This window comes from Bacillus sp. FSL M7-0791, from assembly GCF_038627085.1.
In the GTDB taxonomy this organism is placed as follows: Bacteria; Bacillota; Bacilli; order Bacillales; family Bacillaceae; genus Bacillus; species Bacillus safensis.
The window spans coordinates 1,618,418-1,632,709 of sequence record NZ_CP152022.1; the positions used below are offsets into that span (position 1 = coordinate 1,618,418).

Consider the following 14,292-nt stretch of genomic DNA (forward strand, 5'->3'; position numbering starts at 1 on the left):
TTTATTTGTGAGGATATTCATTGACAATTGTTTTGGACATTAGTTAAACTCTTTAATAGTTAAACACTTAAACTAAAAAGGAGCAGCGTATGGAACAAAATAAAATTGCCCAGCTTATCCAGAGGTATGCAGATGTCTATCTCTGGATGGAGAAAAAAGTCTCGAGTATGATCACCGAAAAGCTTGATAAAGAGCTGACGCTTGATCAATATTACTCGCTTCGATACATCAATTTACATCCAGGATGTACATCTACGGACCTTGCTTATGTATGTAATGTAAACAAAAGTGCTGTAACATCCATGACCAATCGTCTTTTTACGAAAAACTATATTTTTCGTGAACATGATCAAGCTGACAGAAGAAATGTTCACCTGTACGTCACGCCAGAGGGCAAAGATGTGGTCAGCCGAATGGAAAAGCAGCTTCAAGACCTGGTTCGATCTTATTTTGAAAAGCTTGAAGAAAAAGAAATGGAATCATTTATTCAAACATATGAAAAGATCTATCAAGTGATCATCGAAGAGGAGGCACAAAGTACTAATGAGAGCAATCATAAAGGGTAGATGGCTGATCACGATCCTGTGGATCGTATTAGCGGCAGTGTTACTCATCACCGCTCCTAATATGTCGCAATTAACAAAAGAAAAGGGGCAAATTTCTGTACCAGACGGCTATCCGTCCTCATATGCCAATCAGTTATTAAAGAAAATGTCTGAAAACGGCGATACAGAAAAATCAATCGTCATTGTCTTTCAAGAAAAGAACATTGTGAAAGAAAGAGAAACATCTTTAAAAAAGGCAATGGATATTTTAGAAAAAGATCAAGATCTCCACATAGAGGACATCACTTCTTACTTTGAAGCCAATAAAGATATCAAAAAACAAATGCTCTCTAAAGATCAAACGACACTCCTTGTTCCAGTTACATATGACTCAAACAAAATCAAAGCGTCCGATTTTAAAGAAAGAGTCAATGAAAAGCTAAAAAGCTTAAACCTGAAATTTGAAATGACAGGGCAGCCGTTAATTGATGATGATGTTATCACAAGTTCGCAGGAAGGCCTGAAGAAAACAGAATTCATTACGATTGGGTTTATTCTCGTTGTCCTTATTCTTGTTTTTAGGTCAGCTGTGGCGCCTTTCGTTCCCTTAGTCGCAGTGGCACTGTCTTACTTGGTGAGTCAATCAATCGTGGCTTATTTAGTGAAATATGTAGACTTTCCGCTCTCGACCTTTACTCAGATCTTTATGGTCGCGATCATGTTTGGAATTGGAACAGATTACTGCATACTGCTTCTCAGCCGCTTTAAGGAAGAGATCGCACACGGTAAAGATAAAATTGAAGCGATTTTGATTACGTATAAAACAGCAGGAAAGACCGTCTTATTCAGCGGAATTGCAGTGCTGATCGGTTTTACATGTATTGGTCTCGCACAATTCCAGCTTTATAAATCAGCTGTTGCAGTAGCAGTTGGGGTTGCTGTGCTCATTGTGGCCCTTCTCACGATTGTACCGTTCTTTATGGCGGTTTTAGGAAAAGTGTTATTTTGGCCGATTAAAGGCGATATTGCCCACCCGCAGTCAAAAATGTGGGAAACAGCAGGCCGTTTTTCATTTAAGAAACCGCTTTTCAGCTTATTAATTGTAGGAATCATTACGCTTCCGCCAATTCTCATGTATAAAGGAACTCTATCTTATAACAGCTTAGATGAAATTGGTAATAAATACGAATCGGTTAACGCATTCAATACCATTTCTGATAAGTTTGGACCGGGTGAAGCACTTCCGGCAACAGTGGTCGTGAAATCATCTGACCTTTTAGACAACAATGAAGGGCTGATTGCCATCGAAAAACTCAGCCGTGCAATTGAACAAACAGATGGGGTCAGTAAAGTGAGAAGTGCCACCCGTCCTGTCGGTAAAGGGCTGAGTGATCTGTACGTGAAATCACAAGCCAAAGAACTGAACACAGGACTTGATAAAAGCAATGAAGGCTTGAAAAATATCCAAGATGCACTGACGACAATGAGTCAATCCATTGAGGATCAAACACCGCAAATCAAATCATCAGGAAAAGGCATTAACAAATTGATTTCTGGTACAGAATCTGTGCAAACAGGGATTCAAAATGTTGAAAAATCCTTAAGAAAATTGCAAAACGGCATCGATCAAAATAAAAAAGGTGTAGCAGCCATTAAAGGTGAAATCAAAGGTGCAAAAAAGGAATTAATGGCTCAAGTCGCACAAGTGAATCAGCAAGTTTCACTGTATAAAAGCATTTCCAAAGAATTAAAGGCAGCATTAGCGCAAGTGGATACGTCATCATCTGCTGCAGCAGATGTAAAAGCGTTAATCAAACAAGCAAATACACAATTTAGTACCCTTGAAAAGCAAATCCCGCAGGTAAAAGAAAATCAATCGTATCAAGCGATTAAAGCTTCGTACAACGAACTTTCTGCGACATTGCAAGAAGGGGCGAAACAGGCAGACAGCTATGCCAAACAAGCGAAAGAAGCTAGAAAGCAGCTTGAAGCAGCTGATGCCTTTATCGCAAAAGCTTCTGAGCAGCAAAAAGTCTTGACAAATCAAATCGATGAACTCATTGCTGGCTTAGATGCAGTTGAAAATGGACTGGATCAAACGTCTAAAGGCCAAGGACAATTAGCTGATAATATGCCAAAGCTTGCAAATGGAGCGGGGGACATCATTAATGGCCAAAAGCAAATGAAAGAAAAGATTGGCGGCTTTGGAGATGATCTAACCAAGCTGACAGACGGCCTGAACAAAAGTGTAAATGGACTGGAGAAAATTTCGAGCGGCTTAATGGGTGCAGGTGACTACTTAGACGAACTGAAAAATGCACCAGATCAAGACATGGCCGGCTGGTTTATTCCAAAAAATGTCTTGAAAAATAAAGCATTCAAGCAAGTATTTGATTCATACATGTCAGATGATCGCAAGATGACAAAGATTGATGTCATTTTAGAGAAAAATCCATATGGAAATGACGCTTTGTCGACGATTAAACAAGTGGAAGCTTCTGTCGAGCGGGCACTTCCTGAAACAAACCTAAAAGATGCGTCATTTGGCGTCTCAGGTGTATCAAGTATGAACGCTGATCTAAAACAGCTGTCAGACCAAGATTTCAATAAGACAGTGCTTTATATGATGATTGGTATTTTCCTTATTTTGGTGATTTTGTTCCGTTCGCTTGTCATGCCGCTTTACTTGGTAGGTTCACTCATATTGACTTACTTTACAGCAATCGGTGTAACAGAATTTATTTTCACCCATTTCTTCGGATATCCTGGAATTAACTGGGCAGTGCCATTCTTTGGATTTGTCATATTAATGGCGCTCGGAGTCGATTATTCGATTTTCTTAATGGAGCGGTTCAATGAATACAAAACAAAAGACATCCAGTTTGCCATGACTGAATCAATGAAAAATATGGGGTCTGTCATTATGTCTGCTGCTGTTATTTTGGCAGGAACATTTGCCGCCATGCTTCCATCAGGTGTGCTGTCTCTCCTGCAGATTGCAACACTTGTCCTTACAGGACTTTTACTGTACGCACTCGTTGTGCTACCATTGTTCGTACCTGTAATGGTGAAATTGTTCGGATCAGCCAACTGGTTCCCATTTAAACGAAAAGAATAGGTATTCTATATAGAAAGAAGGAATCAATGTGATGAGTCGTTGGGCGCTGATAACAGGTGCCAGTGGCGGGATTGGGCAGGCAGCAGCGAAAAAGCTTGCCCAAGAAGGCTGCCATGTGATGCTCCATTATCATAAAAATGAACAGGCAGCTGTGCGCCTCGCCGCTCATTTGGATGAGGCATATCACATTCAGACGCACGTCGTTCAAGCAGATTTAGCTAAAACGGGCGGAGCAGATGAGCTTGTCAGCCGTCTGCCGCTCTTTCCAGATATTCTTGTTTTAAACAGCGGCAGAAGCCATGTCGGATTGGTAACAGATACAGAAAAAGATGTATTAGCCAGTATGGTGCAGCTTCATGTCACCAGTCCATATGAGCTTACCCAATCCCTTTTACCTGCCATGATCCAAAAGAAAGCAGGCCATATTATTGCGGTCAGCTCGATATGGGGAGAAACGGGAGCATCATGTGAAGTGCTGTACAGCATGGTCAAAGGTGCGCAAAATGCGTTTATTAAAGGATTAGCAAAAGAGCTTGCTCCAAGTGGAATTAGAGCAAATGCTGTCTCGCCAGGTGCTGTCAAAACAGACATGATGAATCGTTTTACGAAAGAAGGCATCGCAATGCTGGAAGAAGAAATCCCGCTTGGCCGCCTTGCATCGCCTGAGGAAGTTGCAGATGTCATTTGGTTTCTCGCCTCAAAACAGTCAAGTTATATCACCGGTCAAATTTTATCTGTTAATGGCGGCTGGTACTGTTAAAAAACGTGTATAATTCGGCTCTCCATGACAAAAGCTATGGCTGTAATTCATCTTTTCGAATGGAGGAATCGACATGTCTGTACTTGAGAACTGGGACCATTGGAAAAACTTTTTAGGTGATCGCTTAAATCATGCGCAGGATAAAGGTTTAGAAGATGAGACCATCAATAACCTTGCGTATGAAATTGGCGGATATCTAGCTAACGAAGTTGAGGCAAAGAACGAGCAGGAAAGAGTACTTGCTGACCTTTGGAGCGTTGCATCAGAAGATGAGCAGCGTGCCATTGCAAATATGATGGTCAAGCTGGTTGAAAATAATAGCTCGCACTAAACAAAAAGAGAGGTCGTTTGTGCCTCTCTTTTTATTTTAACCGTTTCACAACATTGTGCTTTCTAAAAATGTGAAAATGCTTTATGATAAAGGAAGGTAAAAATTTGCCACAATGAAGGGGGTAATATCATTTGGCAAAGCTCGAATGGTATTTTGAATATGAGATACAGGTAAACCGTCCCGGACTTTTAGGAGACATTTCTTCTCTAATGGGGATGCTTTCAATTAATATTGTGACAATTAATGGTGTTGATGTATCAAGACGCGGAATGCTTTTACGCTGTGACCACACAGATCAAATTAAGCGGCTTGAATCAATTTTAAATACAATGGAAACGATAAAAGTAACGAAATTAAGACAGCCGAAGCTTCGTGACCGCTTAGCTGTTCGTCATGGAAGATACATACAGCGTGATGCCGATGACAAAAAGACGTTCCGTTTTGAAAGAGACGAGCTCGGTCTTCTTGTTGATTTTATGGCTGAACTCTTTAAAAAAGAAGGACATAAATTGATTGGGATTCGCGGAATGCCGCGTGTCGGAAAAACAGAATCAATTGTGGCTTCAAGTGTTTGTGCAAGCAAGAGATGGCTGTTTGTATCATCAACTCTTTTGAAACAGACGATCCGAAGTCAGCTGATCGCAGATGAATACAGCCCAGATAACGTCTTTATTATTGATGGGATTGTGTCGACAAGAAGAGGTTCTGAGAAGCACTTGCAGCTTTTAAGGGAAATTATGAGACTGCCGGCAACGAAGGTGGTCGAGCATCCAGACATCTTTATCCAAAATTCAGAATATACAATGGATGATTTCGACTATATCATTGAATTGCGTAATAGCGCAGACGAAGAGATTACATATGAACACGCTGAAGAACCACAAGTGTTTGATCATTCTGGTTTTTCCGGCTTCGATTTTTAATATGGTAATGGTAGGTGTTTGTTTTGACTGAATTGGGAAAACGGCTCGTTGAGGCCAGAGAGGAAAAAGGGATGTCGCTGGAGGATCTTCAGACGGTGACCAAGATCCAAAAGCGCTATTTGCTAGCAATCGAACAAGGAAACTATGATATTATTCCAGGTAAATTTTACGTCAGAGCGTTTATTAAACAATATGCCGAAGCCGTTGGACTGAATCCTGAACAATTGTTCGAAGAATTTCGTAAAGATGTTCCAAGCACGTATAACGATGAAGTATCTGATAAATTATCGAATATTAAGCCGCAAAGAGAGCTGCCAAAGCCTGCCTCAAAAGTGCTTGAACTATTGCCAACAATTTTAATTATTGGAGGCATCCTTGTGGTCATCGCCATCATTTATGTGATCGTGCAGGCGGTCAATCATGATAGCGGACAGAAGAATAATCAGGCGGCCCCTCAGCAATCAGAATCTAAATATGAAGTATCTGAGGGTTCATCTCTTGCAAAAGATCAAAAGAAAAAAGAAAAAGCTTCGTCAGATGATAAAGAAAAATCATCTAAAAAAGATGATTCATCAAAAGACGATGAAACTGTATCTTTAAAGGCGACGAATACAGAAGGCTCGACAACAACGTATGAAGTATCAGGTGCAGACGAAATGGAGTTAAAAATTTCTGCTTCGCAAGCTTCATGGCTGCGTGTAAGAGACGAATCTGGAAAAGTGCTGAAGATGGGTGAACTAAAAGATGGCGAATCGTTTAAAACAGACCTTTCTGATCTTTCTCAGGTCGATATCCGTCTAGGCAATGCGTCTGGAATTGATATCAAGGTAAATGACGAGACACTTAAGTACGAATTAGACCCTAAGGACACCATGACACAAAACATTGTGATTGTGAATAAAGGAAAGGAAAAGTCATCTTAAGCAAGTAGATGACTTTTCTTTTGTTCCTACTATTATATACATAAAAAAATTGCATTATTGGAGGATTGGATTTCATGTTTAACTTACCGAATAAAATAACCCTTTCTAGGATCGCCTTGATCCCTGTTTTTATGATTATTATGCTTGCACCGCTAGATTGGGGTGTTGCGCGCTTTGGCGACGTCAGCATCGAAGTGACGCACCTTGTTGGAGCGATCCTGTTTATTGTCGCTTCAACAACTGACTGGATTGATGGATACTACGCACGTAAGCTTAATTTAGTGACGAACTTTGGTAAATTTTTAGATCCGCTTGCAGATAAATTGCTTGTTTCAGCTGCTTTAATTATACTTGTTCAATACAACCTCACACCGGCATGGATGGCGATTGTGATCATCAGCCGTGAATTTGCTGTAACAGGTCTAAGGCTTGTATTAGCCGGAGGCGGTGAAGTAGTGGCAGCGAATATGCTTGGAAAGGTGAAGACATGGGCGCAGATCATTGCGATTTCAGCACTTTTACTGCATAACCTGCCGTTTGAACTTGTGTCATTCCCGTTTGGTGATCTAGCGATGTGGGTAGCGGTGTTCTTCACTGTTGTCTCAGGCTGGGATTACTTTGCAAAAAACTGGGAAGCTTTAAAGAATTCTAACTAAAAAGGACGTGTACGCTTTGAAGTCAGAGAGAAAAGCAGAAATTATTGCAGTCGGTTCCGAACTATTGCTAGGGCAAATTACGAATACGAATGCACAATTCATCAGCAAACAACTAGCTGAAATTGGTGTGAATGTTTATTACCACACAGCAGTTGGTGACAATCCAGAGCGTTTAAAACAGGCCATTCAGGTGGCGCAGGAAAGATCTAATTTTATTATCTTCTCAGGTGGTCTTGGACCAACCAAAGATGACTTAACAAAAGAAACCATTGCGAGCACGCTTGGCAAAGAGCTTGTACTAAATGAAGAAGCATTTGAATCGATTCAAGACTACTTTCTAAAGACCGGACGCGTTATGTCACCGAACAACCGTAAGCAGGCACTCGTTCTAGAAGGGTCTGATGTGCTCGTGAACCGTTTCGGGATGGCCCCGGGTATGTTTGTTCAAGAAGACGATACGTTTTATATGCTTCTTCCTGGACCGCCAAGTGAACTGCACCCGATGTTTGAAAACGAGGCAAAGCCGCTGATTTCTGAGAAACTTGGCTTAAAAGAAAAGATCGTGTCTGTTGTTCTGCGCTTCTTCGGAATCGGTGAATCGCAGCTTGAAACAGACCTAGAAGATTTAATTGATGCTCAAACCAACCCGACGATTGCACCACTCGCATCTGACGGTGAAGTGACGCTAAGGCTGACTGCTAAGCATGAGGATGAAAAAGAAACAGAGCGTCTGTTAAAAGAAACAGAAGCGCAAATTTTAGCGCGGGTAGGAGAGTACTTCTACGGATATGGGGATACATCACTTGTCCGCGAAGCGTCCAAAGCCTTGCACGAGCACGGGAAAACAGTAGCAGCAGCAGAAAGCCTGACTGGCGGAATGTTCTCTGAATGGCTGACAGATCTCGAAGGAGCATCATCCATTTTGAACGGAAGTGTGGTTTGTTATACAAACCAAGTCAAGCAGCAGGTACTTGGCTGCCGGGAAGAAACATTGTCTTCTCATGGTGCTGTCAGCAAAGAGTGTGCTTTAGAGCTTGCTGAAGGGGTTAGAAAGCTGACCGGAAGTGATATTGGCATTAGCTTTACGGGTGTAGCAGGACCTGATACCCAAGAGGGTCAGCCTGTTGGAAAAGTGTTCATTGGACTATCGACGAAAGACCAGACGGACGTGTTTGAATGGATGTTTACAGGCAGCCGGTCAGGCATTCGAAAGCGTGCTGTGAAATATGGTCTGCATCACTTACTCAACTTATTAAAAGAGAGTTAATTTTGTTTTTTGTTAGGTTTACTCCTTTATAAAAGAGCGTTTTTTCTAATAGAAAATACTCTTTTCTTAAGAAATCTGCCGAGAAAAAAATCGAATATGTGTTCGTTTTTTTCTTGGCAAATGACGTAAAACAAGGTATAGTATAGATAGTGGAATTGATAAAGGAGGAAACAATAGAATGAGTGATCGTCAAGCAGCCTTAGATATGGCTCTTAAACAAATAGAAAAACAGTTTGGTAAAGGCTCTATTATGAAACTAGGAGAGCAAACAGATACACGTATTTCAACAGTACCTAGTGGTTCGTTAGCACTTGATACTGCGCTTGGAATAGGCGGATATCCCCGAGGCCGTATTATCGAAGTATATGGTCCAGAGAGTTCTGGTAAAACGACAGTAGCCCTTCATGCCATTGCTGAAGTTCAGCAGCAGGGAGGACAAGCTGCATTTATTGATGCAGAGCATGCACTCGATCCAGTTTACGCTCAAAAACTAGGTGTCAACATTGATGAACTGTTACTTTCTCAGCCGGATACAGGAGAGCAAGCACTTGAAATTGCAGAAGCTCTTGTCCGCAGCGGGGCAGTTGATATTGTTGTTATTGACTCTGTAGCTGCTCTTGTACCAAAAGCAGAGATTGAAGGAGATATGGGTGATTCACATGTTGGTCTTCAAGCACGTTTGATGTCCCAAGCACTTCGTAAACTATCAGGTGCTATCAATAAATCAAAAACAATTGCCATCTTTATTAACCAAATTCGTGAAAAAGTTGGGGTCATGTTCGGTAACCCTGAAACAACGCCAGGTGGACGTGCGCTGAAGTTCTATTCGTCTGTTCGTTTAGAAGTGCGCCGTGCTGAACAGCTGAAACAAGGCAATGACATTATGGGGAATAAAACGAGAATTAAAGTGGTCAAAAACAAAGTAGCACCGCCATTCCGTATTGCCGAAGTAGACATTATGTACGGTGAAGGGATCTCAAAAGAGGGAGAAATCATCGACCTTGGAAGCGAGCTAGATATCGTACAAAAGAGCGGTGCTTGGTATTCTTACCAAGAAGAACGTCTTGGACAAGGCCGTGAAAATGCGAAACAGTTCCTAAAAGAAAATAAAGATATCATGCTGATGATCCAGGAGCAAATTCGCGAACATTACGGTTTGGATAATAACGGAACAGTGCAGCAGGAATCTGAAGAGGCGCTAGAACAATTAGAATTAGAATAAAATTAAAACAGTATGAAATGATAAAAAAGGCTGGGTGAAAAAACTCAGCCTTTTTTATTTTGCAAAAAACTTTCGACAACTTTTTCAGTATTTCATCCGTCTAAAGTGTACAAAATGGCATTTATTTTGGGAGGAAAAACTAATGACAAGCCCGACCCGCAGAAGAAATGCAAAACACAGCCGGAAACAACCGAGTCAGAGGGGAAAACTTGTGCTTGTTTTTTTAGCAGCGATGATTTGCTTAACGATGTGGAATGTGCTTCATCGAAATAGTGAAGAGAAGAACCCGTTTCAAAAAACTGCAGTAGCTTTAGAAAACAGCCAGAATAAAGAAGTTAAAAGGAAAACCGCCAAAATATCAGAGAAACAAATCAAAACAGTGGACCGTAATCACAAAATCAGCAGTTATTTAAATGGGATCGGTTTCAGCGGAACAGCCATGATTGTTAGAAATGGAGAAATCGTAACAAATAAAGGTTTTGGTTATGCAGACCGTAAACAAAAAGTTCGAAATAATCCTTTGACATCTTTTTATGTCGGTTCGTCACAAAAAGCGCTGATTGCAACCGCTATTTTGCAGCTTGAGGAAAAGGGGAAACTTCAGACAAGTGATTCGGTAAGCACGTATTTACCTCATTTCCCTAACGGACAAGCGATTACTTTGAAAAATCTGCTGACACATACATCGGGAATAAACGGACATATTGAAGGAAACGCCGTAATTACTCCGGACGAATTAATAAAAGACATAGAACGTCAGGGAATTAATCGTCAGCCGGGTGTATGGGGCTACAAGGATTCAAACTATTCTGTTCTTGCTTATATTGTTGCTGAAGTGAGCGGTGAGTCCTATGAACAATATATAAAGAATCATATTTTTAAACCGGCGGGGATGACGCATGCAGGCTTTTACAAAACATATGAAAAAGAACCTTATCCTGCTGTCGGGTATAAGCTGAAAGGCAGCAAAGCGGTTACACCGTATATGCCCGATCTATCTCAGCTTTACGGTGCTGGAGATATTTATATGAGTGCTATAGATATGTACAAATTTGACCAAGCCCTGATAGACGGCAAACTGTATTCGCAGAAGAGCTATAAAAAGATGTTTACGCCAGGAAGCAGCTCCACATACGGAATGGGATTTTATGTTGCTCCCGGTAGCTATTCAAGCCATGGTGTCGTGCCGGGCTTTAACATTTTGAACAGCTTTAGCAAATCTGGACAAACCATCGTTGTTTTGTTCTCAAATATACAAAATAACACTAAACTGGGCCAAGTGAACAATAAAGTATATCAGCTGCTGAATCAAGAATAATTCTGATCTGCTTTTGCAAACGCTAAGATGGCTAGCTTGACAAGTATTTCCGACACAATTACAATGGGAATGTATCACTTGTTTTTCTTAACATGATTGATAACTAATTTAAACTTGACAAGGGCAGTGAGGATCTCATTCCCTGTGAAGGCCCTGTATGTTGAGACACAAAACAATGTACATGCCGACACTTTATTTGTAAAACCAAGTTCATAGCAAGAGGAGGTGAAAATATGTCGCCTACGATGTTTACGATCATCTCCATTTTGCTGAGCCTAATCTGTTTAGTTGTTGGCTACTTTGTTCGTAAAACCATTGCAGAAGCAAAAATATCCGGCGCAAGAAACATGGCCGAACAAATTGTTGAGGATGCAAAGCGTGATGCGGAAGCATTGAAGAAAGAAGCGCTCTTGGAAGCGAAAGATGAAATTCATTCGTTTCGTGTAGAGGCGGAGCAAGAAGTTCGTGAAAGACGAAATGAGCTTCAAAGACAAGAAAACCGTTTACTTCAAAAAGAGGAAAATCTTGATCGCAAAGACGAATCTTTAGATAAACGGGAGTCCCTGTTGGAGAAGAGAGATCATTCTCTGAATGAACGACAACAACATATTGAAGAGATGGAAAGCAAAGTGGATGATATGATTCGTTTGCAGAAAGCCGAGTTGGAACGTATTTCAAGTCTAACTCGAGATGAAGCGAAACAAATCATTCTGGATCAAGTTGAAAATGAGCTTTCCCACGACATTGCAGTCATGACGAAAGAATCTGAAAACCGAGCGAAAGAAGAGGCTGACAAAAAGGCGAAAAATATTCTTTCACTTGCGTTACAGCGTTGTGCAGCTGATCATGTGGCTGAAACAACGGTATCTGTAGTCAATCTTCCAAATGATGAGATGAAAGGTCGTATTATCGGACGTGAAGGACGAAATATCCGTACGTTAGAAACGTTAACAGGTATTGACTTGATCATAGATGATACACCTGAAGCTGTTATACTATCGGGCTTTGATCCGATTAGACGTGAAACAGCGAGGATAGCTCTGGACAAGCTAGTCCAGGATGGCCGCATTCATCCTGCACGAATTGAAGAAATGGTGGAAAAATCACGCCGTGAAGTCGATGATTATATCCGCGAGATGGGTGAGCAAACGACATTCGAAGTCGGAGTTCACGGTCTGCATCCGGATCTGATCAAAATTCTCGGCCGCTTAAAATTCCGTACAAGTTATGGACAAAATGTCCTGAAGCATTCAATTGAGGTTGCACATCTTGCAGGTCTCATGGCTTCAGAGCTTGGAGAAGATGCAAAGCTTGCAAAACGAGCAGGTCTTCTGCATGACATTGGAAAAGCCATTGATCACGAAGTAGAAGGAAGCCACGTAGAAATTGGCGTTGAGCTTGCGACGAAATATAAAGAGCATCCTGTTGTCATCAACAGTATTGCCTCTCACCACGGTGACCAAGAACCGACATCTATTATCGCTGTTCTTGTTGCGGCAGCTGATGCATTATCTGCAGCACGCCCTGGTGCAAGAAGTGAGACGCTTGAAAATTACATTCGGAGACTTGAGAAATTAGAAGATATCTCTGAATCTTATGAAGGTGTTGAAAAATCGTTTGCGATACAGGCTGGACGTGAAGTACGTATTATGGTGAAGCCAGATTCAATTAATGATCTTGAAGCTCACCGTCTAGCAAGGGATATTCGTAAGCGAATTGAGGACGAGCTCGATTACCCTGGTCACATTAAAGTGACAGTCATTCGAGAAACTCGCGCAGTAGAGTATGCAAAATAGAGCGGTGCGCTTAGCGCCGCTTTATTTTTTTGTGTAAATATGCAACACTGATAAGAAGATCAATTTAAAAGAGAAAGGGTTCAAAAGCGCATGAAAATATTATTTGTTGGAGATATTGTCGGTTCACCTGGCAGAGACACACTGAAAGAATATTTGCCAAAGCTAAAGAAAAAATATCAGCCGCACTTTACCATTGTCAACGGAGAAAATGCTGCTCACGGGAAAGGTCTAACTGAAAAAATCTATCATGAGCTGCTGCAAGCAGGAGCTGATGTGCTCACAATGGGCAACCATACATGGGATAAAAGAGACATTTTCGATTTCATCGATGATGCAGCTAATATGGTCCGCCCTGCTAACTTCCCAGAAGGCACACCTGGAAAAGGTCTCACGTTTATTAAAAAACAAGGAAAAGAATTGGCTGTCATCAACCTGCAAGGACGTACGTTTTTACCGCCAATTGACTGCCCATTTCAAAAAGTAGATGAATTAATTGCGGAAGCATCCAAACGGACACCGTTTATTTTTATTGATTTTCATGGTGAAGCCACAAGCGAAAAACAGGCGATGGGCTGGTATACAGACGGCCGTGCATCATGTGTCGTTGGCACGCATACACATGTTCAAACAGCAGATAACCGCGTATTGCCAAAAGGAACTGCGTATATTTCAGATGTCGGGATGACAGGACCTTATGATGGCATTTTAGGTGTTGACCGAGAAACGATCATTAAACGATTCAAAACAAGTCTCCCAGTCCGGTTTGAAATTGCAGAAGGCCGCACGACGTTAAGTGCAGTAATCGTAGAAATTGACGAACAGTCGAAAAAAGCTGTCAAAATTGATCGAATTTTGATAAATGATGACCATATTTTCTTTGAATAAATGTTCACATATTTATTTCAGAAAAATATTAATCAGAAAGAAGGAATATGCGCCCTCTATCGTGAATATAGTAAAAATGGTAGGTAGCCTGCTATTTTTGAAAAACATTTTGGGGATGGATTTTCAAAAAAATAGCATCATCTAACAAAGATTGTTCTAATGAACACTCACTTATCCATTGTAAATTTAAGGGGGAGCAGAAATGGAAATTTTAAAAGTTTCAGCAAAGTCAAATCCGAATTCAGTAGCAGGAGCATTAGCCGGCGTTTTACGTGAACGCGGTGCAGCGGAAATACAAGCAATCGGCGCTGGAGCACTGAATCAGGCGGTTAAGGCTGTCGCCATTGCAAGGGGATTTGTCGCGCCAAGCGGAGTGGATTTGATATGCATTCCAGCCTTTACTGACATTCTGATCGATGGAGAAGAAAGAACAGCCATCAAATTGATTGTTGAACCACGATAATTCTAATTTTATTATTTTCAACCTGCTTACATCATGTAAGCAGGTTGTTTTTGTTTACCGCTAAACATTTCTTATATAACATATT

General features: G+C 41.1%; 13 protein-coding genes. All 13 read left to right on the forward strand.

All coding sequences use genetic code 11. From position 1 onward, the window contains the following. Nucleotides 1-89: 89 nt before the first annotated feature. The 13 genes from MHI08_RS08190 to spoVS all read left to right on the forward strand — a co-directional run bounded on the left by MHI08_RS08190 (nucleotide 90) and on the right by spoVS (nucleotide 14,207). Nucleotides 90-566: a MarR family transcriptional regulator gene (locus MHI08_RS08190; protein ID WP_151039478.1), complete on the forward strand. Its 477-nt coding sequence runs from the start codon at nucleotides 90-92 to the stop codon at nucleotides 564-566. After that, nucleotides 544-3,663, forward strand: a complete 3,120-nt coding sequence (locus MHI08_RS08195; RefSeq protein WP_342500146.1) for an MMPL family transporter — start codon at nucleotides 544-546, stop codon at nucleotides 3,661-3,663. Before MHI08_RS08190 ends, MHI08_RS08195 begins: the two co-directional genes overlap by 23 nt. Nucleotides 3,664-3,694: 31 nt before the next feature. Then, nucleotides 3,695-4,423 carry an SDR family oxidoreductase gene (locus MHI08_RS08200; protein WP_342500147.1) on the forward strand — a complete coding sequence of 243 codons (729 nt, stop codon included), beginning with the start codon at nucleotides 3,695-3,697 and terminating at the stop codon, nucleotides 4,421-4,423. 73 nt (nucleotides 4,424-4,496) lie between these two features. Then, nucleotides 4,497-4,754, forward strand: coding sequence for a DUF3243 domain-containing protein (locus MHI08_RS08205; RefSeq protein ID WP_024424114.1), 258 nt, complete (start codon nucleotides 4,497-4,499; stop codon nucleotides 4,752-4,754). Nucleotides 4,755-4,885: 131 nt separating this feature from the next. Next, nucleotides 4,886-5,677 carry a DUF3388 domain-containing protein gene (locus MHI08_RS08210; protein ID WP_003211480.1) on the forward strand — a complete coding sequence of 264 codons (792 nt, stop codon included), beginning with the start codon at nucleotides 4,886-4,888 and terminating at the stop codon, nucleotides 5,675-5,677. Between the two features lie 23 nt (nucleotides 5,678-5,700). Beyond that, nucleotides 5,701-6,600 (forward strand): helix-turn-helix domain-containing protein, encoded by a 900-nt coding sequence (locus MHI08_RS08215; RefSeq protein WP_034623575.1) that lies wholly within the window; start codon nucleotides 5,701-5,703, stop codon nucleotides 6,598-6,600. 74 nt (nucleotides 6,601-6,674) lie between these two features. Beyond that, nucleotides 6,675-7,256, forward strand: a complete 582-nt coding sequence (gene pgsA / locus MHI08_RS08220) for a CDP-diacylglycerol--glycerol-3-phosphate 3-phosphatidyltransferase (RefSeq protein ID WP_008358030.1) — start codon at nucleotides 6,675-6,677, stop codon at nucleotides 7,254-7,256. 16 nt (nucleotides 7,257-7,272) lie between these two features. Continuing rightward, a complete protein-coding gene (locus MHI08_RS08225) occupies nucleotides 7,273-8,523 on the forward strand; it encodes a competence/damage-inducible protein A (protein WP_024424112.1) in 1,251 nt (416 codons plus the stop codon). A 178-nt stretch (nucleotides 8,524-8,701) separates the two neighbouring features. Then, nucleotides 8,702-9,745 carry a recombinase RecA gene (gene recA / locus MHI08_RS08230; protein ID WP_024424111.1) on the forward strand — a complete coding sequence of 348 codons (1,044 nt, stop codon included), beginning with the start codon at nucleotides 8,702-8,704 and terminating at the stop codon, nucleotides 9,743-9,745. A gap of 142 nt (nucleotides 9,746-9,887) precedes the next feature. Then, entirely contained in the window at nucleotides 9,888-11,063 is a 1,176-nt protein-coding gene (locus MHI08_RS08235; RefSeq protein WP_024424110.1) for a serine hydrolase domain-containing protein, read from the forward strand. A gap of 233 nt (nucleotides 11,064-11,296) precedes the next feature. Continuing rightward, nucleotides 11,297-12,859, forward strand: a complete 1,563-nt coding sequence (rny, locus tag MHI08_RS08240) for a ribonuclease Y (protein ID WP_003211958.1) — start codon at nucleotides 11,297-11,299, stop codon at nucleotides 12,857-12,859. Between the two features lie 90 nt (nucleotides 12,860-12,949). Further along, entirely contained in the window at nucleotides 12,950-13,744 is a 795-nt protein-coding gene (locus MHI08_RS08245; protein ID WP_024424109.1) for a TIGR00282 family metallophosphoesterase, read from the forward strand. A 202-nt stretch (nucleotides 13,745-13,946) separates the two neighbouring features. Then, nucleotides 13,947-14,207, forward strand: coding sequence for a stage V sporulation protein SpoVS (spoVS, locus tag MHI08_RS08250; protein ID WP_003211281.1), 261 nt, complete (start codon nucleotides 13,947-13,949; stop codon nucleotides 14,205-14,207). The last annotated feature ends 85 nt before the right edge of the window (nucleotides 14,208-14,292 follow it).

Bases quoted from the DNA above. Each gene is read 5' to 3' on its own strand.
- MHI08_RS08190 (WP_151039478.1), top strand. From the start codon at position 90: ATGGAACAAAATAAAATTGCCCAGCTTATCCAGAGGTATGCAGATGTC.
- MHI08_RS08195 (WP_342500146.1), top strand. From the start codon at position 544: ATGAGAGCAATCATAAAGGGTAGATGGCTGATCACGATCCTGTGGATC.
- MHI08_RS08200 (WP_342500147.1), top strand. From the start codon at position 3,695: ATGAGTCGTTGGGCGCTGATAACAGGTGCCAGTGGCGGGATTGGGCAG.
- MHI08_RS08205 (WP_024424114.1), top strand. From the start codon at position 4,497: ATGTCTGTACTTGAGAACTGGGACCATTGGAAAAACTTTTTAGGTGAT.
- pgsA (WP_008358030.1), top strand. From the start codon at position 6,675: ATGTTTAACTTACCGAATAAAATAACCCTTTCTAGGATCGCCTTGATC.
- recA (WP_024424111.1), top strand. From the start codon at position 8,702: ATGAGTGATCGTCAAGCAGCCTTAGATATGGCTCTTAAACAAATAGAA.
- MHI08_RS08235 (WP_024424110.1), top strand. From the start codon at position 9,888: ATGACAAGCCCGACCCGCAGAAGAAATGCAAAACACAGCCGGAAACAA.
- rny (WP_003211958.1), top strand. From the start codon at position 11,297: ATGTCGCCTACGATGTTTACGATCATCTCCATTTTGCTGAGCCTAATC.
- MHI08_RS08245 (WP_024424109.1), top strand. From the start codon at position 12,950: ATGAAAATATTATTTGTTGGAGATATTGTCGGTTCACCTGGCAGAGAC.
- spoVS (WP_003211281.1), top strand. From the start codon at position 13,947: ATGGAAATTTTAAAAGTTTCAGCAAAGTCAAATCCGAATTCAGTAGCA.